The sequence below is a fragment of the Novipirellula rosea genome (assembly GCF_039541335.1).
GTDB classification, from domain to species: domain Bacteria; phylum Planctomycetota; class Planctomycetia; order Pirellulales; family Pirellulaceae; genus Novipirellula; species Novipirellula rosea.
The window spans coordinates 19,610-42,835 of record NZ_BAABGA010000064.1 but is presented as its reverse complement, the minus strand read 5'-3'; the positions used below and the strand labels follow the sequence as shown (position 1 = coordinate 42,835).

Sequence of the window (23,226 nt, the reverse complement as noted above, 5' to 3'; positions counted from 1 at the left end):
ACGGTTTGCATCAAGCGAAGCGGTCTCACGCTGAAGCAGCAGGGATTCGGGGGCACCGGACGACGTGTATCTACTAACGGCAGGCGGTTGCGGCGATCTGTTTAGGGGGGGCTGGGTGGGCTGAGGGGATTTGGGTGAGCCAGTGAAGCGTGGCAGCGTGCCCGGCACATTTGTTGTCAAAATGATTTTGAGGTGTGTCGCGGAGATATTGCCGCTTGTAAAAGTAAAATTTGGTGCCAGCCACCCTCTTTGCTCCCTAGTTGGTGCCAGGCACCCAAATTTGACCTAGTTGGTGCCAGGCACCCAAATTTGACTTGCGGTGGATTTCGGCTCTAATACCAGTAGTCGAAGCGTCCCTCGAACACGCGGAGGTGTCTGATGCCGCGACCACCACGAGCTGAGCAATTCAGCCCTGACCAAGTCTGTATCGTCAACGTGACACAGCGGTGCGTCCGCCGTGCCTTCCTGGCAGGAATCGATGGGGCCACGGGCAAGGACTATTCTTGCCGCCGCGAGTGGATTCGGCGACGCATGGAATTGCTAGCATCTGCCTTTGCCGTTGATATGCTTGCATATGCGATCATGGGCAACCATATGCACTTGATCGTTCGCAATCGGCCGGATGTCTTAGCGGAATGGTCCGATCGCGACGTCGCAATCCGCTGGTTGAAAGTCTACCCAGGCCGTCGGCTCGAAGAGCATCTCGCCGAGCCGACGGAAAATGACATCCAAACGCTCGTCCGTGACAAGCAGCGATTGGGCACGATTCGGCAGCGACTGTCGGACATTTCGTGGTTCATGCGGGCGCTTTCAGAGCCGATCGCCCGCCGAGCCAATAAGGTCGACGAGTGCACGGGGCATTTTTGGGAAGGCCGTTTCAAAGCACAGCGAATCGTCGATGAGACAGGGCTGTTGGCTTGCAGCATGTACGTCGACCTAAATCCGGTGCGAGCTGCGATGGCGGATTCCCCCGACCACTCGCCTCATACCTCCGCCTTTGATCGCATTGAAGCAGAGAAAGGCAAACAGATCGATTCAGCGGCATTCGACTTGAAGCCGATTCCGACCGACGAGGCGGTCGAGAAGATACGCAACACGCCCGTCAAGAAGCTCCGTCAAGAGCGGCGTGCGAGGCGTAAGAATCCGACCGGACGCAAGGTGCGCCGCGACGGTTGGCTCGCTCCGCTGCCGCTCGACCCCTGTACACTCTCCAGCGAACCTCAAACGCACAACGATGGTTTTCGCAGCAGCGACCGTGGTTTTCTGAGTTTGTCACTTAACGACTATCTTCGACTCCTCCGCTGGACCGCCAAACACGGTGATGATGCAGCGACAGTTCCCGCGGGCATGGCCAAAACACTTGCGGCGCTCGGTATTGATGCATCGATGTGGCAGGACTTGGTGTGGCACTGGAAAGAGTATTTTGGTCATTCGACTTGTGTGGGACGCTCCGAGTCGATGCAAGCCGATGCGGAGCGTACGGGGCACCATTGGCACCGCGGCCAATCCAGTGCATCCGCTTGCTTCGTGTAGGGTATCGCATTTCGCAGAATCCGAGTGCTGCGAAGATTTAGTGCATTGTCAGCAAAAATCCAGCCTCTCAACGAGATGTCTGCACCCGCTACGTCTTTTGTACCGATCGTTGGCAACTCTTTGGCGAGCATGAATCGCAACGAGTTCGGATTCTCGCAAAAGCAAGTGCGCCAAGTTGCAACACCAGTCCCCAACATCACTCCAGATAGCAGATAGTAGCAGATAGGGTGCCTGGCACCAATTGGTTAATATAGATGGTGGCTGGCACCAATTGCGGCAGGCACCAACTGCGGCACCAACTGCGGCGTTTTACTCTTCTTTCGAGTCACGCGTGCCGTTGGTGTCGACTAAACCAAAGCGATGTTCCATTCCATGTCGGGGGACCGAAGTAACAATAGCTTCGGGTTGCTGCTGGCCTTGGGGCCAAAACAACACGTATCCCGCTTTGGGCAAGTCCACTTGATAGACGCCCGGTTCGAGAACCTTGACCTGCACGCCTTCGGACCCAGTCCATTGCGCATCTACCAATTGCGGTTGCACTTCGACGCTGCCTCCGACTTCCGCCGACACGTGTGTCCACTTGGTTGTGCCCTGTTCGCGACGAGCACTGACAAGATAGGCTCCCTCGCACCGGAGTTTGTGGAATTGAACGTCGCTCCACTTTTGTGGGACAGCGGGGAATACACGCAGACGCCCTCCCCAGCTTTGCAGTACCATCTCCTGGATCGTGGTGGCACCGTGCAGTGGAGTCTCAATCACAGGCAAACCGCCCGCTTCGGAGTAAAACGTGTTTGTGTGTAGAAACGATTTCAGCCCATTGAGAAAATCCAGTGCTCGATCTCCGTCACCGAGAATCGCTGACAAGCAGGCGCCGCCGGTCAGCGAGTAACCTGCCATCGCACCACCAAAACTATGCCAATGGTTCAGACTCGTTTCAATCAGTTCGCGGTCCGCTGCGGTTTCGGGCGTTAGCGTGCATAGTGGATAAATGGCGAGCAAATGGGAAAAGTGCCGATGACGACCTGTTAAAGCAACGTCACGCCCGATCATTCGCCCAGTTTCGTTGACATGAGTCGGTACAAGTTTCGCTTGGATTTCTCGCCATGTGGCGATCAAAGGTTCGCCCGTTTCCGTTTTTCCCATCTCCACGGCAAGTGAAAGAAGTCGAGCGTTCCCCCAGCGAAGCAGGTCCAAGTCATACGTGCAATCGGCGGCCCGTCGGTATTCGGGACTGTAGGTTTCCGGCAAATGCAAATAGCCGTCCGCTTCTTCGGTCAAGAAATGACGGTAATAGTTTATTGCACGTACTAACAGCGGATAAAGCACCCGATCGCGTAGCGAGGTGTCTTGCCAATATCGATACTCTAAATCGACGTTGTGTAACGCCCATAGCAAATTTCCACATTCCCTTCCGATGCTTGCGTCCATCGGAGGACGTCCGGTACCCGGTTGCCCAGCGTGACCGAGCAAATCCCAGCCGGAAGTATTACGCCCCAGTGCGTAAGAGTCGGACTGGTAGGCCGCAGCGACATTTTTTGTCAGGTTGTCTCGGCACAGGTACAAACGGTGACTCAGCGCCGAGCCCATCTCGCGTCGATTTGCTGTCGCGAATCCGCTGTGCGACAGTTGAGCGTTCAAATTCCACCATATCGCGTTCCAGGCAGTGGGTTGTAGCCAGGGACCTTGGTTGTCGATGATCCAACCTTTATCTCGGGTCGCACTGGCCAATTTGTATTGCTGGATCCAATAGAATGCATCCCAAAAACGATCGCCGGTCGCCACAAAGCTTTGACGATAATAACGGTGCCACCAATCGCGATGTCGCGTGGTCCACTCGGTAGAGTTAGCTGCGGCAGCAGTTCGCACCGACGACACCGCTTGCGCCGAGGCGTCCGATTCTGGATAGCTGTGCTTGACACTTAACCAGAGAGTTTGTTGATGACCCGATTTCACCGTCAACCAAGCCACCGCCGTCTGGCCGCCAGCTTGCAGGTTGTGTACTGCCACTTGCACGCCATCGGCAAACTTGTTGATCACCGGTGGAGGGTTTGCGGGTTCGCGGGGTGTTTTGGCACGAATCGCGCGAGGGTTGGTGGCTTGTTCGGGCACGTAGGAGAATCTTGCCCCGTCGAGTCCGCCTTCGGTGCTAAGCTCCAGTCGCATCACGGGCTCGGTGGCATGGACCATCGTTGTCCAGCGGGCCACGCCGTTAGCCGAATGGATTGTCCCGACTGCCTCCGCATCCCATAGCTTTAACCTAGAATCACTTGCGACCAACGCTTCGGGGAAGATCACCCGTAGATGACCGATAAAGTGCCGGCCGCGATTGAGCACCGGCGCATTCTTTTCGGTGAAATCGTCCTGTTCGAAGGGACGATGATCGTGAGCTGCGGAGTTTCCCACGTCCCAGCGAAGCGTCTTGGCGTCGATCTGGTACATCATCGTGCCCTGTTCGCCGTTGCCAAGAAACGGTGCCTCTTTCCAAGTCTGTGGCAGCCGGTTCCAGCGGAGATCGTAGTGGGCGAGCATGGCAGGCCAGTCGACGGCATCGGTCACGGTGTCTGCCGCGAAGACACCATTCACATTGACTGCTGCAAACACGCAGAGAATCGTTTGGATGACAACCCAGCATGAATACCGTGTCTTTAACAGCATCAGGACCGCTCTTTTAAAAAATGGATTTGGCGAAAGGCAAGCATCGGCTCTTTCAATTCAAGTTATTCGGCCGCAGCAAATCAATCAGCGATCGGAGACCGCGGAATTTCGTTCAGCGTGTAGTAGGCATTGGAGTGCACCAGAGGAGCGTCCTCGCTTGACCGCACTTTGTGAAAATCAAAATCGTGAACGTGCCCTTGGACCAGTCCATCGATTTGCAGATGCACCTGCAATCCGTCGGCGGAAACCTTGGCGCCGGTAACTTGAGGCGTGGTATGGTCGACTTCCGGACTACCGTAAGCTTGTCGATAAAGATGCGTGTAGGTCGAGAGCGAGTAGGATTCGGGCTGAGACGCGATTTCGCGATCCACTGGTTTGGTAAATGTGACCAGGAAGCCATTTGGGCGAGCGTTGATTTCCTTTACTTCAAACGGCACAAGGCCGGTCCAATCAAGTCGCTGCAAGGCATAAGGTCGCGGTCCGCGGACTGGCCAGCCACGATTGGTGCCTCCCACAATCAAGTCGCCACGCGGAGTGAACTGGCACGCGAGCAGGCCTGTTGCCAGGCCTTCTCGGAACGGGTAGCAGGCGCCTTGCCATACCCCGTTCACCTTTTCGGTGGTCGCACGCATCATCACACTGAGACTAAAGTCGCCGATGAAGATTTGGTTCTCAAACGGTCCGAATTTGCCTCCGGTGTCATCAACCATAAAACCTGAAATCGAGCGCCCCATTTTTCGGTACGGAAATACCACCGCGTAGGGAACAAGCTCTTTCACCCGTTTGCTTTCGGTGAGCAAACGTGATGGCGTGTTGGGAACGATGGGGGCTGGTCCAAGTTCTTTCGCCAACGGATACCAGTTGAAACTTGCAGGATGCCCCATGAATCCGCCTGGCTGCAGCACCTTTAACGAGCACGAACCGTTCCAAGGTCCCTGGCTTTCGGCATAAAACATGACGCCATGTTCGTTCGGTCCGATACCACAAGGGCTTCGAATGCCGCTGCAAATGGGAATGGTCTGGCCGTCGGGCGTTACCTTCACGCACCATCCACGAAACGGCACCTTCGATTGGTAGGACTCTGACAAACACAGTGCGACCCAAATGTTGCCGTCGGGGTCGAGTTTGGAACCGAAGGCAAATTCGTGGTAATTGCGAAAGCCCCAAATATCGCTGAGTGTATCGAATTGATCGGCACGGCCATCGTCGTCGGTGTCTGTGATCCGAGTTACCTCGGTTTGTTGCGTGACGAAAAAGGAGCCGTCTTGGTAAGACAGTCCCATGATTTCATCCAACCCCGCTGCGTACCGTTGGAACTTGGTACTCGGGTATTGATCCATTGCGCCAGTGACCAAATAGATGTCGCCACGACGAGTGCCGATTGCCAATCGATTGTCCGGCAGCACTTCGAAACTGCTGGCCTCGAGTGCCATCTCGTCGGGGAATGGAATGTCAACGATGCGATAGTATTTCGCTTCCTGTTCTGCGGTCCCCCAATACTCACCCAGAGGCTCGGCGCGCAGCGTCCCCACTGAAATCAGCATTACTATGAAAACAATCAGGATTCTCATTTCAATTCCTTACCACCTGTATTCCAGGGTCAATTGCGTCACGCCCTCGTTCACTTTCAGTGGGATGCGAAGGTGTTGGGCGTTGGGTTGATTCACAATCGTGCCAACGTGTTTTTCGTCAACGCGTATCTGTAGTCGATCGTCGACAAGGAAATTGCCGTCATCGGTTTGCTTAATCGTCTTTCCCGCCGCAGCACGAAACGAGATGCTACTTTCACCGGAGCTCGATTTCAGTGTCAGTGTGCGGCGAATAAAGGGAGCGTTTTTCGAAGAGTCGATGGCGTCGACGTAGTAATCACGGACAGTCACATTGTCGAATTCGTAGTTGAATTGCGGACGCATTTTTTCATCGAGCGAGTAACCTTTGAATCGGTGGTGCGGAGGCCGACCGTCGTCCACGATCCAAGGGGATACCGGGTCGTCGATCTCAGGCCCCCGAGCAAAGCGGACCAAATGGTCACCGAGCGGCCGCACCGTGCCATGTCCCTGGCCTCGCCAGACCCCGCCTGGATCCGCAAATTTCCCTTTCCAGATCATTGCCAACCGCATCTGTTCCGAGTCGAACACCAAATTGACCTGGTTCGGATAACCGACACCGATGCCACGTTTCCCGATTTCCGGATAGCTGCGGCGAAGCATGACGGCTTCATCGCTGGCAAGCAACTCAATCGGTTCGACGATTAGGCCTCGGGGCGTACGGGCTTGCCGGCCATCGAGCAGGTATTGCCACAATGCTTCCACTTGGTATTTTGCGTCGCCCACGATGTCGGGCCGGATGGCTTTCCCATTAGGCCAAAAGGATGGCATCACGGTGTTGGGGCTAAATCGTGGGGGATCCAGCATGTACTGGTAAAACCAATCCTTCTTCAGTCGCTCTGCCATTTCAGTCAAATCGACGGCGGGCATCGTGTCGGATTGTTCGTACCTGAATGTGTGGCAGGCGACACAATTGAGTCCCTGGTTTCCAGCGATCTTCAGCCCCAGCTCTTGCATCTCTTTGAGGTCATCGACAGTCGCAAATTCCGTATCAGAGAGTCGGTCGTTGGATTGGAACAGCTCGATCAGCCGGCTCACGTTCGGCTTGCCATACTGAGGCATCCGAGTCTTCATGTACGGCCGGATCGAGCGATGATTGACCAGGACGTCACGCATCCATTTTTCATTCAGTTTGGCACCGACGCCGGTAAGCGTTGGCGGGATTCTTCCTTGTTCACCCAGATTCAGATTCGTGGTTTGAAAATGATGGCTGCGAGCCGCAGTGACGCCACCGACATCGTCCCGGCGATGACACGCGACACAATTAAACGTCGCAAGCGTGATGTCGATTTCCTGTTTCGCTGTTAGCTCCGTTGGCAAACTTCGTAGCGCCGCTTGAATGCGTTGCTGGTCGAGTTCATCAAGACGGTATTCCGGCCATTCGCCTGGGTCGCCAGACAAACATCCTCGCGCCGGGTCGAGGTCTGCGAGAGCACCTAGACTGGTCAAGGAAGAAGCGGTGTCGACGATGCCGGTGTGGCAATTGACGCAGCGAAATTCTACGAAAAGTTGTTTGCCTTTTCTCGCAAGCTTGCTGTCAATTTCCCATGACGAGGTTGACGTGTTTTCGCCATGCTCACTCGGCTGCAGCAGGTAACGCGACAGATCCAGAGCTTCGGGGTGAGTCAGTTGCATGTTCGGCATCCGGCCCGAGGGCCGAGCCGCATGCGGATTTTTTAGAAACGCCGTGAGTGCATTGATGTCGTACTTGTCGGTGAGATCGCCAAGTGGAATCGAGTCATCCAGCGGTTGCTCGATCGCCATCGCATCGCGTGGCGAGTGACAAGCAACGCAGCCCACTGAATGAAACAGCGTCTCGCCCCGGAGAGCTCCCTCGCCATCATGCCCCAGGTCCGCGTGTTGCTCCGAATCCGCCTGTCCTGCGATCCGGTTGCCCGCGATCCGGTTGCCCGCGATCCGGTTGCCTGCGATGGATGTTAGGAAGTGAACAATGGCTGTTGCCGAATCTTTTCGCAGCGGGGCGTCCAGGTGTCCGAGCATGTGAGGCATGCTTGTCCCAGGCTTGATCTGCTGGGGATCGGCGATGAATTCTGCGAGCTGATTCGGGTTCAGCCATTTGGCGGACCATTTCAAATCAGGTGCGTGTTGCAGCGGCGGTAGCGTCTCGGCAGTTTTCCAATCGTGACAGGCGACGCAATTCAACTTCTTGATCAGCACGATCCCTTGGGTCTCGTCGCTTAGTTCGCGACGAACCATTGTTTCTTCGTTCGAAGCACCGTCCGTGGGACCGCGTTGTTTCAGATCAAGGGTGTATCGAAGTAGGTCAAGGAACTGTTGGCGATCCTTTAGTTCGTTCGCCAATCCGTCAGGCATGTTCGACTTGGTGCTAGGTTTGATCGCGTCAATGTCGTCTTGCTCGATCGTAATCAGCTGTTCGATGTTTTGACTGCTTCGCAAAACAACTTTCTGATCGTCTTGGCTAACGACGCTTCCATTGATAATACGCCCATCGGCGGTTAAGACCGAAACGGTTTCGAAGCCTTGCCGAATCGTCTTCGAAGGCTGCAGGATCGATTCGACAATCGACTCGTCGGTAACCTCTTGTCCCAAGCGACTCAGGTCGGGAGCAATGCGATCATTCTCGCTGATCGGCCGATGGCATTTCGCACAGTTGATGTTGCCTTGGTGAAACAGGATCGCACCGCGAACGATGTCACCGTTTTGACGAGCCTGCTGAACGAGCTTGATTGGGTCTTCTTGGACAAGACGCTCGCTTAACGTCTGCCCCTGGACGGGCAAGACGCTCTGAACCAAGGCAAGAATCATGAACGTGATAAAGCAAGCGTTTTTCACGACGACGCGACCTCTGATGTTGGTTCGGCTAAATGGACACGGACTTGCCGCTGGCAAATGCAATTGGCAAATAAACATATGATTTTCGTCTAGCCGCAATCTCAGGAGTACTTAATTTGTGCCAATCTAGCGTAGCGGAAGTCGTCAAGACTTTCGTTCCATGGTGTATGCCCCCCGAAACTCTTGACGAGTTCCGCTACGAAATGCTTCGCAGCGTTGGCCCAAACGGCTAACGGGATTTCACCCAATGATTCCTGCCCAACTGCCTGAAAGGCCACCCCACAGCCTAAACTCTCTGCTTTGCATATTCTTGTTTGAAATCCTCAGGAAACAAGGAATCCGCGCACACAGCGAGTTGAATGCTGATGGTCTCGCCTAAGGTTTCGGGATGATCGCTTGGGCGGTGCGATCGCCGACAACGAAATGACCAAGCGGTCGGTCGTTGGTGTCGGTGATCAACCAGACAGTGCCGGGGCGAGTCAGTTGCGGTTTCGACCAGCCGCTTTCCAAAACTCCGAAGGGCTGAGGGGACCCATCGCGAACACTCTCGAAAACTTTGACTGGCTGACCGCTTTGATTCGAGAAGGTCACATTGAAGCGATTGCCATCCGGATTGGATGCCGGGACCGTCGTCGATCCAGCCGGATGCCATTTTAATTTTGTTAACGACGAGGCAGCTGGAGGGACAAATTTTGCGGGATCTTTGGGACCATGCTGTTTCAGTCGTGTAAGCGGTTCGGCGAATTTTGGATCTCCGGCCAAATTGTTCCACTCGTACGGATCCGTTTCGATGTCGTACAGCTCCTCATCCCCGTTGGCGTAGTGGATGTAGCGATAGCGTGAACCGCTGACACTGAAGTTCTCGGGTGTCATCAGCTGCGTCACCGCCATATGAGGCCAAGCGGTTTTCGGGTCTTTCAGTAGCGGAACCAAGCTGGGTTCATGCAGTGATGCTTTGGCAGGCAGGCCCGCTAGTTCGATCAAGGTTGTATACAGACTTACCAAACTCACCGGAGCCTGGCACACGCTGCCAGGTTGTGTGCCCTGTTCCAATCCACTTGTGCCTGGGGGCACTCGAACAATCAGCGGCACGCGGGTGCAAACTCGCCAGCCGGTGTATTTTTGCCAGTGTTCTTTTTCGCCTAGATGCCAACCATGGTCGCTCCACAGCATCACGATCGTGTTGTCGTTATTGGGCCCCTCTTCTAACGCCGTGATCACACGGCCGACCATCGCATCGGCGAACGCGATGGACGCAAGGTAGCCTTGGATCGCCTTCTTCCATTGGCCTTCGTTTTGGATGTGAGCGAAATAGCGATTGCGGGCAAGCTTTTTCCCTGCGGGCGGCAGGTCGTCGATGTCATCAGCAGCATACCCGGGGGGAAGCTGAATCTCGTCGAGCGGAAATTGGTCAAAGTATTTTCGAGGGACGAACCAGGGCTCATGAGGACGATAGATCCCGCAGGCCAGGAAAAAGGGCTGGTCATGTTCGCGGCTTAGTTGTTCCCCAATCCATTTCGAGACCAACCAGTCACCTCCAAACTCTTCGTCGGTGGCATCGAGTCCTCCCCAATCGGTCTCGATGTATTGCCACGGGCCACCGCGTGGCAAGCTGACCGGACGTTTTTCGGGGTACAGTGTTCTTGGAAACGGATCCTCGGTCTCTTTGGGCGGATTGTATTCATCCCAGGACTGGGCATCGATGAAGTAATGCAGGATTTTGCCAGAACCGGCCGACCAATATCCATGCTTCGAAAAATACTTCGGGATCAATTCCGCGTCAGGCATCACGCTCCGCATTTTTTGCAGGTTGTCGTACATGCCTGACACGTAGGCCGGTTGACCCGACATGATGGCCGATCGAGATCCGTTGCACGCAGGGGATCCGCAATGAGCGTTGCTGAACAGCATTCCCGATTGTGCAAGTCGATCGATGTTTGGTGTGCGGGCTTGAGGGTGTCCCTTTAAACATCCGATCCAATCGTTTAGGTCATCAACCGAAATGAACAAGACATTGGGCTGTTCCGCTATCGACGGGGGCAAAAACGATGTCCATAGCAGACAAAGCATCAGCGACGGAATCATCCATCGCACGCGACAAACGAGGGTGGCAAGCGGTTGCATTCTTATTCTCCGAGCGTAAAAGGGGGTCAGTCCCGTAATCGTGTTTTCGGCGATACGTCACGCTATGAAGCAATGGGAAGCGAAGCTCGTCAAGAGTTTCGGGGGTATACGCCATAGAGCGAAAGTCACGCACGACTTCCGCTACGCAAAATTGGTTAAACCCTCTGAGCAAAAAATGCTTCACAGCGTTGGGTTATACGGCATTGCCAGCCGTCATCGCTTCTTAGTAGTTCGGCGCGTCGAATTTGCGACGAAGACGTTCGTACTCTTGTGACAATTGGGTTCTCACGGCCGAGTATTCTGGATTGTGATAAACGTTGACTAACTCGCTCGGGTCTTTGTTTAGATCGAACATCTGCCATTCGTCGGTCGCGGGAAGATAGAACAGTTTGTGGTCCTTTGTGCGGACTCCGAAGTGTTGCGGAACCGCGTGTTCGCCGAGTTCATAATACGCATAGTACAGCGAATCTCGCACCTTCTTAGAACTGTCACGTAAAACGGGCATCAACGAGTGTCCTTGCACTTCCTCAGGAATTGGCAATCCGGCACACTCCATGAAAGTCGGTGCGTAGTCGATGTTTTGAATCATGGCTTCTGGTCGCGAACCCGGTTTGATCATTCCGGGCCAACGAATCACGAAAGGCATTTTGAATGACTCTTCGAACATCCAACGTTTGTCGAACCAGCCGTGCTCGCCCAGGTAAAAACCTTGGTCGGACGAATAGATCACGATAGTGTTTTTTGCCAGATCATTGTCGTCAAGGTATTTCAGCAAACGACCCACGCTGTCGTCGACGGCTTTGACTGTTTCGAGATAGTTTTGTGCATAGCGGCGATACTTCCACTGCACCAACTGGCGGTCATTGATTTTGCCGGCGCGATAGTCACGGACGAACTCGGCGTTTTTCGGTGCAAAGTGAGCGTCCCATTGGGCTCGCTGCTCGCTTGTCATTCGGTTGTATTCAGGCGTTCCGTAATTTCGAAAGGATGGCAACTCGAGATCACCTCGTTCATCGTCGCGAAGTTTCAAGTCGTAGGCCCAAGTCATGTGACGATCGATTTCCATTTCGTTCTTCGCCAGCGTGGCAGAACGATTGGCATAGTTGTCAAACAGCGTCGCAGGCTCAGGGATCTCCACTTCGTCTAGCGATCCCAGATGACGGAGCGCCGGTGCAAACGTTCGATGGGGAGCTTTATGCTGGCACATTAGCAGGAACGGTTTGTCCTTGTCTCGTTGCTGTAACCATTCAATTGATTTGTCGGTTGTTAGATCCGTGACGTAGCCTTCGAACTTTTTCTGCGAGCCATCCATCTGTAGGAAAACGGGATTGTAGTAGTGCCCCTGTCCCGGCAGTATCTCCCAGTAATCGAACCCGACGGGATCCGTGTGCAAGTGCCACTTGCCAATCACCGCGGTTTGGTAACCGCTAGCTTGGATCGATTTTGCAAACGTCCATTGGCTCGAATCAAAGCCCTTGCCGTCGTTTCGCATGAAGCCATTTTTGTGACTATGTTTCCCCGTCAAGATACATGCACGTGATGGGCCGCAGATCGAGTTTGCACAAAACGAATTTTGAAATAACGCTCCTTCTCTTGCGATGCGATCGATGTTGGGCGTCGGGGCCACTTCGGCCAACGGACCACCGTAAGCGGAGATTGCGTTTACGGCATGATCGTCTGAGAAAACAAACACGACGTTAGGGCGATCTGAATCGGCTGCGGATAACTCGGTCATCCACGGGCATAACACGAGCCAAATGATACTGGCGTAAATCGTAGTGATAGAGAACTTCATCTTTTTGCTTTCGACGCTAGCGTCACAGGTGGGTGAAAGGCTTACACAATCGGCATGGTGCAGACACAACAGTCTAATCGATGTTAGTAATGGCAATGGCGATTGCAATGCGGACTTCCGCGTGCAAGAGGACGCGGCCGAGCAGGTTTCGTAAGATCCCATCGAAATGTCGCGTCTTCGTCGTTTGATGCTGGCGGTAGCCGAATCCATGGGCGAAGCGGTTTTAACGGAAGATAGGATCGCGTGCTACTGTCGATCGGGCGGTGCGCTCTGGATCGGACAATTGGCATTTTCTCGTCAGTTTTTTGTTGATAACGATCAGGTGGCGGGATCCACGGATGCGTTAAACGTTGTCGCTCGCTGGGTGGTGTGTTAGTGGCAAGCGACTGCACTTCGCTGTAGTGGTGGATTGTTTCGCAATAGATGGCCTGCGGTGGTGGTGTTTGTCACGAAAGCATGGTCACTAAAGGATGGGGTCGCAGCAGGTGGTTGGCACTGTTTGGTGTCGCTTTTCGCATGTCTTGATTGCGATCACGCAGGACGCGAACCATGGCCAATTTTTTGGGTTGTGCGCAAATACTTCATAGAGCAACTAATTCATCCAATCACCCATCGAAGATGAATTCTAAACTCTTTGTGTGGGGAAAGCGTTGTGCCTAAACAACGTTCCGATTATTGCCGCCTCCCCTTACGGTTTACCGCCTCCCCACTGCGTCACTCGAAGGCTTCACTAAGTGAGTCTTGCGGGTGTATCACATCACGTTTTTTTATCTGGTTAGATTAAAAGGGTAAGCAATGAGATCGAAGGTTTCAAAGGGATTCACACTAGTCGAGCTGCTGGTGGTGATCGCGATTATCGGGGTGCTCGTCGGGCTTTTGTTGCCGGCGGTGCAAGCGGCTCGTGAGGCTGCTAGGCGAATGAGTTGTAGCAATAACTTCAAGCAAATCGGCTTGGCGATGCACAATTACGAATCGACCTATCAGCAGTTGCCTACCCAAGGCGGTGGGACTTCCACGTTGATTTCGGGCCGAGAAAAGACTCCAGGAAGCAACAGTCTTGAATTGTCCGCGTTGGTCGGCTTTACGCCATTCATCGAACAGCAAGCGCTTTGGGAGCAAATCTCAAATCCGTACCAGGTTCCTGCGGGCGAACCCGGAGCCGGAAACGTCTACGCGGCTATGGGGCCATACCCTGGCCGTGCGTTCAGCCGTCTCGTTGCGTCCGATGCTGGCCCTTACGATCCGTTCGAATCGGATATTCCAACGTTCCGTTGCCCGAGCGATCCAGGTGTCGGGCTTCCTGCGATGGGCCGTACTAATTACGGCGTATGCATGGGAGACTCTGTCGATGTGACCAATCTTGGCCAGATCTATAACACGAATGGGACGGCGAAATCGACAACCATCTTCCAGGAAGCCAACGCCAGCAACCGAGGCTTTTTCAAGAGTCAGTTGAAATCCGCCTTTCGTGATGTGTTGGATGGTTTGTCGAACACAATCGCGATGGGGGAAATGATCACCGACATTGGTGACAATGACAAACGATCGACTCCTGTCAACGGTACCTCCGGCCCAACCGGACCGTTGAAATCGACGGGCGGTGCATTGTCATGCGAAACCTTTGTCGATTCGAATCGACCTTTGTTCTGGGATTCAGGTGCTCCTTTCACCTCGAGCGCCGTTGACAATCGGCGTGGCTATCGCTGGGCTTGGGGCTTGCATCTCCACTCGGGGGTTTACACCGTCCTGCCACCAAACCGAGAGATGTGCTTCAGCCTGAACTGGCACCAATCCGAAGCTGTGTGCCCACCGAGTAGCCGGCACCAAGGCGGTGCTCACGTTTTGATGGGCGATGGAGCTGTCAAATTCATGACGGATTCCATTGACGCGGGAAATCTGGGTGGCCGAGCAATGGTCTCTGTCGACAGCCAGAACGATGACCCGATGTCGATGCCCGGTTCGGCGAGTCCGTTTGGAGTATGGGGAGCGTTGGGCACCCGAGCTTCTCGAGAAGTGCTTAGCGATGAGATTTAATCGCTAAGTGCCATCTTGTAGAAAGCGTGCCCGGAGTTCGGGCACGCTTGGTTGCTGGTTCTTTTGTTTTCTCGTGTTTGAGGGCAGCGAAATCAATCTCGTTGCACTTGAGATGAGTTGTCTTATTGTTTCCTCAGGAATCTGAGTTTGTTATGAACGTTCGCGTGGTTTCGTTTGTTGTTTTGTTATTGGCGGTGTGCTCTGTGGGTTGCGCAGAGAAGAAAGTAGAAAAAAGCTATAGCGCTTCTGATGTTGAGCAGCTGTTGAAGGATCATCCCGAACTGAATGATCCCCCTCCGCCAGAATATGCTGAGTGAATTACGATTGACGAGAAACGAGCCTAAGACGGGAGCGGGATCTGATTCTCACCGTCCGCGTGGTTTTGTTGCGTCACAAGAGCCCATCTCCGTCGGCAAGGCCGAATGAGGTGGGCTTTTTTTGCGCTCCATTCGAGACGGCGTTGAAGTGAGTTCAAATTTGCGACGGGACGAAATTGCAGGTTAGTGCGGGGCGGATGGGGTGATTGGGCGCCCCCTTTTGCCTGCCCTGATCGCAGTTGCAAAACGTTGAGAATGTGTTGGCAAATTTCTGTTGTGCGCAAATACTTCATATAGCAACTAATTTGTCCAAGCACTCGTTGTGGATGAATTCTAGGATGATGTTGTAAGTGGGGAATGCGTTGTACCTACGCAACATTCCGATTCTTGCCGCGTCCCCTTTGGGTTTTTCGCGTCCCCATTACGACACACGAAGGCTTCACTCAAGCAGTCTCGCGAGTGTGTCACATTCAGTTTTCTTTTCTGTTTAGTTTAAAAAGGGTAGGCAATGAAATCGAAGTTTTCGAAGGGATTCACGCTAGTTGAGTTACTAGTGGTGATCGCAATTATTGGAGTGCTCGTCGGGCTTCTGTTACCGGCGGTACAGGCGGCTCGTGAGGCCGCTAGACGAATGAGTTGTAGCAATAATTTCAAGCAGATTGGCTTGGCAATTCACAACTATCATTCGACGTTCAATCAAATGCCGGTCCAAGGCGGCGGTGCAAACGGCAATGGATTTGGCGACGGCGGAGGCAATATCACCTCGGGTGGTGGTCGCAGTTCGCGGCGTCTCAGTTTTCTCGTTGGCTTGACCCCGTTCATTGAACAGCAAGCGTTGTGGGAAAAAATCTCGAACCCAAGTCTCGAAAATACGACCGGTACCGCCATGACCGGCCCGTGGAGTCCGATGGGGCCCAACCCTTGGACCCAAGACGGTTACGTGCCATGGGCGAGCGAGATTCCAGGATTCCGTTGCCCAAGTGATCCTGGAACGGGACTACCAGCACAAGGCCGCACCAATTACGCGTGTTGTCTCGGTGATGGAATCTACGTCTACCATTACACCGACCCTCATCCTTGGGGCGATCATCGAGGTTATCCCGGTGGCGTTTCGGAAGCCACCGCAGGCGAGCGGGCACGCGGCAGTCATCGTGGGATGTTTCGTCCGCGAGTAGCGATGAAGTTTCGTGATACGCTCGATGGATTGTCGAATACGATCATGGGTGGCGAAATTGCAACCGACCTAGGCGATCGTGATGTACGCACCGATCTAGGCATCGTTTCTGCCTCGTCAACCCAGGCACCTTCGGCCGGCCAGGCCTTTCTCGAGCCTGGTCTATGCGACGATCTTGTTGATCCCGCCCGTCCAAAATTTTGGCAGGCTTCCGGCGTGTCCCTGATGCCGTCGTCTGACAAACGTGGGTATCGCTGGGCCGATTGGGGGCCTGTGTTCTCGGGTTTCTACACTCTGCACGCACCCAATAGTGCTGCCTGTACGACTTCGAGCAACTCGGCGACCTATGGTGGTCCCATGTCCACAAGTAGTCGTCACCAAGGTGGTACGCATGTGTTGATGGGAGACGGTGCCATCAAATTTGTCACCGATTCGATCGAAGCAGGTAATGCAGAAGCTGCAACGCCCTATTGGTACAGCAGTTCAAATAACAACCTTGTCGGCGGTGCGAGCCCATATGGACTTTGGGGCGCATTAGGGACTCGAGCATCTCGCGAAATCGTTTCGGATCCGCTTTAGTCAACCGCGTGTTTGCAAATCAGTGTTCTGTCTCGTGAGGCGGCTCATTCCGCTTGCTAAAACGTAGGTAGGCCTCGTTGCGAGACATTCAGTAACAACTACAAATGATGAGAAACCAAATGAAACAAATGAAACCAATTTTGTTATTGGCGATCAGTTGCATCTCGATGGCCCTCGCGGGTTGCGATTCGGGCGGCCCGCCAAAAATGATCGTGCCAGAAAGATCAGCCGAAGAAATCCAGGCGGCTGTGGATGCAAAAGAAAAAGCAGGTCAGGGACAACCCGATTGATTAATCGGGAGGCTCGACGCATCAATCGATCAGCGTCCTGAGTCTCCGGCATCAAGTAAACGACCATCGAGGGCAGCCATCGGGCTGCCCTCGATTTTTTTTGCTCTGACCGACGTGACGAGGCCGGTGCGGTTTACCCCACGCGGAAACGGGCCAATCGGCGGAATGCGATCTCTCAAAAAGACGGCGAATTTGAAGCGTTTGACGCACAGCATTGACGCACAACAAAGGTACCTGCCCCGTTTCTTGTCTTGCTCAATCCGCTTGTTGAGTGTTCGTCGCTGCGCTGATCATGAAATCGCATCTGAAATCACGACCCATTAGCCAATTCCAGGCTCCACCTGCTCTGAGGAAGACAGTTGTTTCGGTCTCATTTTATCACGAATCGCCAGGATCAGGCATCCACTCAAACTCAAGCCAACCTTCTACCCATTCTGCCAGTAGGGATAGTCGCCAGACTTTGGACGGCTTGGTGAAACATCCAAACTCTGGCGAGTTCGGCTACATGAAATTCCGGTAGGGCGTCTATTGTCGTCGCCGAAATGGTGGCAGCGGTGGGCTTATTTGACCTTCGTCGCAGTGTACCTGCCCTCGATGTTCAAGCTGCCGTCTTTCTGGATTTTATGACCATAGGTGCCTTCGATGGTCACCTGCGTCGGCGAGTTGGCGACAAAGTTTTTTGTCCATTGCTCGACGCCGCTGGAACGCAGCGTGCAAGTGCCATCCGCTTTGAACTCACGGGTGTGCGGGCCGTATTTCCAGATACCGAGGATGGCGTGGTCTGCGATTGGGATAGGTTGAGGAGGTGTGAAGTCGTCCGCGGTGCGAGTCTGTAGCGCGACAAGGGTTTTCCAATCACGCTCTGTGACGTCGAAGTTGAGAACACGGATCTCGCGGGGCTTGAGCGTGAAACGGAGCGAATCGCCGTAACGGTATTGCTCGTTCAGACCGTCGAGCCAGCTTGCGACGGGTGACGAAAGCAAGTAGGTGGTGTTCTTGGCGTCCGGATGAAGCCCAAAGCTGCGGTCGAGCGTGAGTGTATACGTTTGCGTTTCATCCGACGGATTGTGGAGCGAGATATAACCCTGTGTTGGCAGCCAGCCGGTGTAGCCGTAGGGCTCGCCTGCTTTCGGATTCCCGCCATGCATGCGTGCCCTTTTGAAAGTCGGAAAAACGGCGTGCGCCCAGTGCAGGCCTTCGGCAAGCACATCCCAGTCGTAGTCCTGCAACACGGAGGGTTTGATGTACAGCTCGACGAATCCGGTACCGCGTGACATGTTCATGTACAGATACTGACGAAAGGTTTCCTTCGTCTCTTTGCTGCTGGTCTTCTTGGGCTCGTGATTAAACAGCGAGTGCAGCGGAAATTGTGTGTTCTCGGTGACGGCAAGATCATGATAAACGCCGTCGCGATAGACGAGTTCTTGTGTTCGCGTGGAGCCACCCGCAGCGTCTCCGGCATTGATCATCCAGACGGAATCGATGTGCTGCAGCCACCACGGCGACAGCCACGCTCCGTTGGAGATGACGATGTAGACATCCGGGTTCGCATCGTGCATCGCGGCGAACATCTGAATCAGGCGTTCGCTTCCGGCCGCGAGATACTGGATCTTCTGCGGATCGTACTGGGGGGCGTTGAGCGCTGCTTCGGAGCCCTTGAAACCGGGCACATCGAAGTTGCGGGTGTTGAGGTGGCCAAACACACCGTCCAGTTTGAAATAGCTGACGCCATCACGTGCTAGGCCGGTCATGCGTTCTTCCAATTTGTCCATGTAGCCGGGGTCGGTTAGCGACATCCAGGGGTCGAGCGAACGAAAACCCGCGGCACGCATTTTGGGAATCGCGGCCTGGCCGCCGAACAGACATCCGGGGCTGAGCCACAGGCCAAGCGATGAGTCGGCGGCATCGGTGGCTTGCCGGCTGCGAGAGAAATTCGCGTCGAACTTTCCGTTCACCTGCCAAACCTGCTGCGACCAATCCGCACTCGTGTTCTGCCAACCGTCGTCGATCACGTACGCACGCAGCGGCGGCACGCCGCGCTGCTTGTGTAGTTGCCGGTGAACCAGCGCGACGCTGCTGGCGAACTTCGCCGCGTTTACGTTACCGCCGTAGTCGAACCAGGAGTTGTACTGGGTCTGCAGCCGCAGCGGACGCACGCGAGTTCGATCGATGTATTCGAAGAACGCGTCTTTAATGAATTCGGGCGAGTCCGAGACGCCCATCACGGAGGTGTGTGTGGTGAAGGTTGCCCCAGTGGGAATCGTTCTAGCGGCCGAATACGAGCAGGTGAGCACACCATCACGTACCGTGTTTTCGGCGGCAGGAAATTCGACACCCCAGAAAGTGCCGGTCGTTTTTGTATAAAGCGGTTGACCGAGCCCGGGCCGCCACTGAGCGGGTCCCTGTGCGGTGATTTGAGAAATCGTGTAAGGCTGATACGCCTCGTCCAACTGCATCGATTCGAGGTCGATGCGTTCGATACTCAGCGGTTTTTCGGGAGTCAGCGTGAGCTGTTTTCGCAGGAAAAAGTCTCTATCGTTGAGCGTATAAATCAGCTCAGCCTTCAGCAGCAGCTTCGAGCAGGACAACTGGATGCTGAGCCTATCGGTTTCGCCGTGTCGAGTTTTGCGGAAATCCGTGATTCGGAAGTCCGCCGAGCTGAGTTGCCTGCCATCACGGAGATGAATAACAAATGCGTGACCAGATATCGGCGTGAGGATCTTGCCGTCGAGCTTGTTCGTGATCGAGGTGGTGTGGACCTCGCCCACCGTCGAGATGCTGCGTTTCAGGAAGGCATTCTCGAGCGTTACGAACGAGCCCTGTTGATTCGGGCTGGATTCCGCTTGCGTTGCCAAACACAACGTTGGGAGGAACACGGCAACAGCAAGCCATCGGCCAATGAGGTTTGTCATGAATCGAGTGATCTTGTTTATCGAGTTATGTAACCACCGCTTTCCTTTGCGTCGAGCGGATTGGATGTTGGTCCTGCGGACGGGACGTGCGACATTCAGCCGGATTCCCGAACGGTCAAGACAAAGTTGTTTCTAGTCGTTCCTTACTGCGGCGGTGGTGGCCAGTTCAGGTGCTTGTGAAGAAAATCGAAAGTACCTTGACCATTGATGCTGTGGCCGCCCTGGAAGAACTCGATGCCGACGCGATCGGATTTTCCGAATTGTGCATACAGCCAGCGGACTTTGGCGAATTCATGGGCCACCCAGTGGTCGCGGCCGACGCCGTCGTGATGACCGCGTTCCACCATGAAGGGTCTTGGGTACATCAGATAAGTCATCTCCGCATAGTCGAACGTGTGTCCGAGATTCCAGTATGGCATCTCCCACTCGATGGACCGCATGAACGAGAATGGTTGGTCGGTCGATGCAACTTTGCGAGTCCACTGGTTGAAGTCGCCCGAACAGATCGATAGACAATACTTCGGCAGCGCCGTGGGCACTCGGACTGCGGATTCACCGCCGTAGCTTAGGCCGTAGAACGCGATCCGGTCACCATCGACAAACGGCAATGAATCCAGCCATCGTAGCATTTGATCGTGTGAGGCGATGATGAAGCTGAACAGCGTGCAGCCGATCGCATTGGCCTTGCGATCGAGCCAACGATACTCGTCTTCACCACGATACAAGTTATGGGGCGAAAATGTGATGAAGCCTCGCTCGGCTAATTTGGCGGCATAGTCGTTGTAGGCCGTCTTGCCGTTGTCGATCGTATCACGCGGGACGCCATTGCGACCGTGTTGGCAGACCACAACCGGTCGTCGTTCTCCTGGCTTCAAATCTTTCGGAATCAACAATGTGCCCCAGGCAAACAACGACTCGTGTACGTCTAGCACCACGTCGTATGCAGTCCACTTGTCCGTTTCTGTAACCTTTCGCGTCCGCGCATCGGGTTGCAAAAGCGGCACGTCAAAGCGGCCCATTGCTTCGCTAACAAAACGCTCGCGGAACTTTTGGGTGGCTGCAATGAAAGCGTCATCCGCGACGACGTCGTGCGTTTTGTTCGTGCTCCAAGGTTGGTTCTTCCATTCCGGGTGCACGTTGTACAGAAAGAAGTCGTCTCGAATGTGCTCGGATTGCCGCACCAGAGATTGGACGTGCTGCTCGGCCTGATCGGTGCATCGCTGCTGCCGCTGTGCAATTCGCAATTCGGCATCGGCGCGTCGGTCATCGAGGCCGTCGATTACTGTGGCGATTTCTGTAGCGTCAAAGCTTTTAAGGAATGCAGTGAATGCCTTGTCGGACCAACGAGTCGCCGGACCCTCGTTATCACCGAGGATTAGTTGTGGGGCTTGTTCCTTCGAGGTTTGCCGAATCCTGTTGAATTCGGTCTGCACACGTTCCGCTGGCGGAGTGACGATGTCGCCCTTGTGCTGCATGACGGTCGGAAACGGACTGTGCTCAATCAGCAATTCGCGAGGCGCGATCAGTGAGGCAACTTCGGCATTGCCAAGCCGCACCGAGCGCCGCCACACATTGCGGTAGATCGGTTCGGACCAAGCGGCGTCACTGCTGTCGAAGTAGCCACTGACGAGCGTGCTGTCGATTCGATCGTCAATCGCTGCGGCGTGCAACGCGATCAATCCGCCTTCGCCATAGCCGACAATTCCGATCGGCTTGTTGGCAGCGTTTTGATCTGCGAAGCAATCGACGGCTGCGAACACTCGCTGCAGGTCGTAACCGATCACGTGCCGGCCCATGTGGAACGCTTGCCGATAGATCCATTCGCGATCCGTCATGTCCGCTCGCATGATCCGTTCGTCATCGGTCTGCATTTTTTCGCGACTGATGATTGTCGGGACGATCAGGTCGAAACCGTTGGCTGCTAGTCGCTTCGCAATCTGTTCATTGGGGCCGAGTCCGCCCGCGAGTCCCAGCAATTGCTCGGGTGACTGATCGGCGTCGGGAACCACAACGCACATGCCGACGGCGGACTCCTTTTGCTGCACCCTAAGTCCTTCGCCGAAAACATTGGCGAACACCGGCCAGCGAACTTGAAAAATGCGAAAACGATCCGACTCGGCAACGAGTGCCGGGTTCAACTGATCGCCGTATTGTTCCAATTGCGGTGGCAGACGTTGTTCGGCAATCCCAAGTACCGACAGAAGCTCCGATCGAAGCGATGCTTGCTGAATGTCATCAATTTCCAGTTCGTGGCGTTTTTCGTTGGCGACGGCGATCTGCGAGTCAACGAACTTGTGAGCTCCGCTCATCAAGCGGCTTGATAGATCCGATTCAGGCCACTGAAGCGGCTTTGTGCCGGCAAGCGTTTCAATCTCCGCAGCCGACTGCTCTGGCAGGACCTTCAACAACACCAATGTTGCCCAGCAGGCCGCCGTCGTCGATATGAATTGATCCTTGCCGTGCGGATAACCGGTTTCGAAGTAGGTTTGGAACGGCTTACTACGCGATACGACATGCCACGACCCGTCGTCCAATTGCGTTCGCAGTAAATACTCCAGACCGTGTTTGTAACTGTCTGCCGTTACCGCAATCCCCGACTCGGCCAACGCATACAGAACCGTTGCGGTCGCGTAGGCGTCGCTTTCCATCTCCGCTAGTTGAGCCCAACCGCCGTCGGGTCGTTGCTGGGAAATCAAGTCCTGAATCAGTTTTTCGGAGCGCTCATCAAGACCGATGTAGGGCAGAGATAGCAGTTGAAACACACGATCCTCGGTGTCTTTCGGTTCGGCGGTTTCAAACCATTTCGCTGCATTCCGCGTGACCTCGTCAATCTTCGACTGATGCGACGGACGACCAAAGTTTTCGATCGCGCGAAGCGCCAAGTACGTCGTCGCGAAATTGCTTTTCTCCGATGGCGGGCGATTGCTCGAGCACGACCAGACGCCGCTCTCACGTTGCTTACCCAGCAAGTACTCGACGACCGTATCGGAAATGTCGTCTGCGGATCGCTCGCCAGCTTCCAGTCCCCACAAAGCCCAACCGGCCGTATCGACTTGCCCTCCCGTGCCTCGACCGTCGGCATATTGTTTCTGCGATCGTTTCAAATGCGCGTAGGTATGATCAAGCTGGCGAAGCAGATTGTCAGGGTCGATGTGAAAGCCATGTTTGCGGGCCTCGGCAAAGACCACGGCCGGCATCGCTTGCCCGTGACAGGTGAAGCATGTGCGGCGCTGCGCCGTTTCGGCCGACGCGATTTCCAGAAGTGGCAGCGATCGTTCGACTGCATCGTGCACCCGTTCCGTAAAACCCAGCGGCTCCGCGGCCGCCAGCAGATGGCAGTGGGAGCTAACATACAAAAGGATGGCAACAACAATGGCGGATGTTCGAAGCAT

13 protein-coding genes are annotated in these 23,226 nt (G+C 54.6%); 6 read left to right on the top strand and 7 right to left on the bottom strand.

Annotated features, from left to right (window positions below):
• Nucleotides 1-378 precede the first annotated feature (378 nt).
• Nucleotides 379-1,533 (top strand): hypothetical protein, encoded by a 1,155-nt coding sequence (locus tag ABD971_RS23100; protein WP_345325987.1) that lies wholly within the window; start codon nt 379-381, stop codon nt 1,531-1,533.
• A 309-nt stretch (nt 1,534-1,842) separates the two neighbouring features.
• On the opposite strand, the gene ABD971_RS23095 is transcribed toward ABD971_RS23100, so the two are convergent.
• From ABD971_RS23095 to ABD971_RS23075, 5 genes are all read right to left on the bottom strand, one after another.
• Nucleotides 1,843-4,188 (bottom strand): glycosyl hydrolase family 95 catalytic domain-containing protein, encoded by a 2,346-nt coding sequence (locus ABD971_RS23095; protein WP_345325985.1) that lies wholly within the window; start codon nt 4,186-4,188, stop codon nt 1,843-1,845.
• Nucleotides 4,189-4,268: 80 nt separating this feature from the next.
• A complete protein-coding gene (locus tag ABD971_RS23090; RefSeq protein ID WP_345325983.1) occupies nt 4,269-5,759 on the bottom strand; it encodes a DUF7133 domain-containing protein in 1,491 nt (496 codons plus the stop codon).
• Nucleotides 5,760-5,768: 9 nt separating this feature from the next.
• The gene (locus ABD971_RS23085) at nt 5,769-8,609 is read right to left on the bottom strand and encodes a hypothetical protein (protein WP_345325982.1); all 2,841 of its coding nucleotides are present in this window, start codon (nt 8,607-8,609) and stop codon (nt 5,769-5,771) included.
• A gap of 375 nt (nt 8,610-8,984) precedes the next feature.
• Nucleotides 8,985-10,733, bottom strand: coding sequence for a sulfatase-like hydrolase/transferase (locus tag ABD971_RS23080; protein ID WP_345325980.1), 1,749 nt, complete (start codon nt 10,731-10,733; stop codon nt 8,985-8,987).
• 223 nt (nt 10,734-10,956) lie between these two features.
• Nucleotides 10,957-12,528 carry a sulfatase family protein gene (locus tag ABD971_RS23075; RefSeq protein WP_345325978.1) on the bottom strand — a complete coding sequence of 524 codons (1,572 nt, stop codon included), beginning with the start codon at nt 12,526-12,528 and terminating at the stop codon, nt 10,957-10,959.
• Between the two features lie 166 nt (nt 12,529-12,694).
• Here ABD971_RS23075 and ABD971_RS23070 point away from each other — a divergent pair, with 166 nt between their 5' ends.
• From ABD971_RS23070 to ABD971_RS23050, 5 genes are all read left to right on the top strand, one after another.
• Nucleotides 12,695-12,904, top strand: coding sequence for a hypothetical protein (locus tag ABD971_RS23070; protein ID WP_345325975.1), 210 nt, complete (start codon nt 12,695-12,697; stop codon nt 12,902-12,904).
• Between the two features lie 419 nt (nt 12,905-13,323).
• The gene (locus tag ABD971_RS23065; protein WP_339938838.1) at nt 13,324-14,562 is read left to right on the top strand and encodes a DUF1559 family PulG-like putative transporter; all 1,239 of its coding nucleotides are present in this window, start codon (nt 13,324-13,326) and stop codon (nt 14,560-14,562) included.
• A 152-nt stretch (nt 14,563-14,714) separates the two neighbouring features.
• Nucleotides 14,715-14,879 (top strand): hypothetical protein, encoded by a 165-nt coding sequence (locus ABD971_RS23060; RefSeq protein WP_339938837.1) that lies wholly within the window; start codon nt 14,715-14,717, stop codon nt 14,877-14,879.
• Between the two features lie 508 nt (nt 14,880-15,387).
• On the top strand, nt 15,388-16,632 hold the full coding sequence (locus ABD971_RS23055) for a DUF1559 family PulG-like putative transporter (protein ID WP_339938836.1): 1,245 nt from the start codon (nt 15,388-15,390) through the stop codon (nt 16,630-16,632).
• Between the two features lie 119 nt (nt 16,633-16,751).
• Nucleotides 16,752-16,922 (top strand): hypothetical protein, encoded by a 171-nt coding sequence (locus tag ABD971_RS23050; protein WP_339938835.1) that lies wholly within the window; start codon nt 16,752-16,754, stop codon nt 16,920-16,922.
• 560 nt (nt 16,923-17,482) lie between these two features.
• Here the strand turns inward: ABD971_RS23050 and ABD971_RS23045 are convergent.
• Both ABD971_RS23045 and ABD971_RS23040 read right to left on the bottom strand, forming a co-directional pair.
• Entirely contained in the window at nt 17,483-19,834 is a 2,352-nt protein-coding gene (locus ABD971_RS23045; protein WP_345325970.1) for an alpha-galactosidase, read from the bottom strand.
• 143 nt (nt 19,835-19,977) lie between these two features.
• Entirely contained in the window at nt 19,978-23,226 is a 3,249-nt protein-coding gene (locus ABD971_RS23040; protein WP_345325968.1) for a dienelactone hydrolase family protein, read from the bottom strand.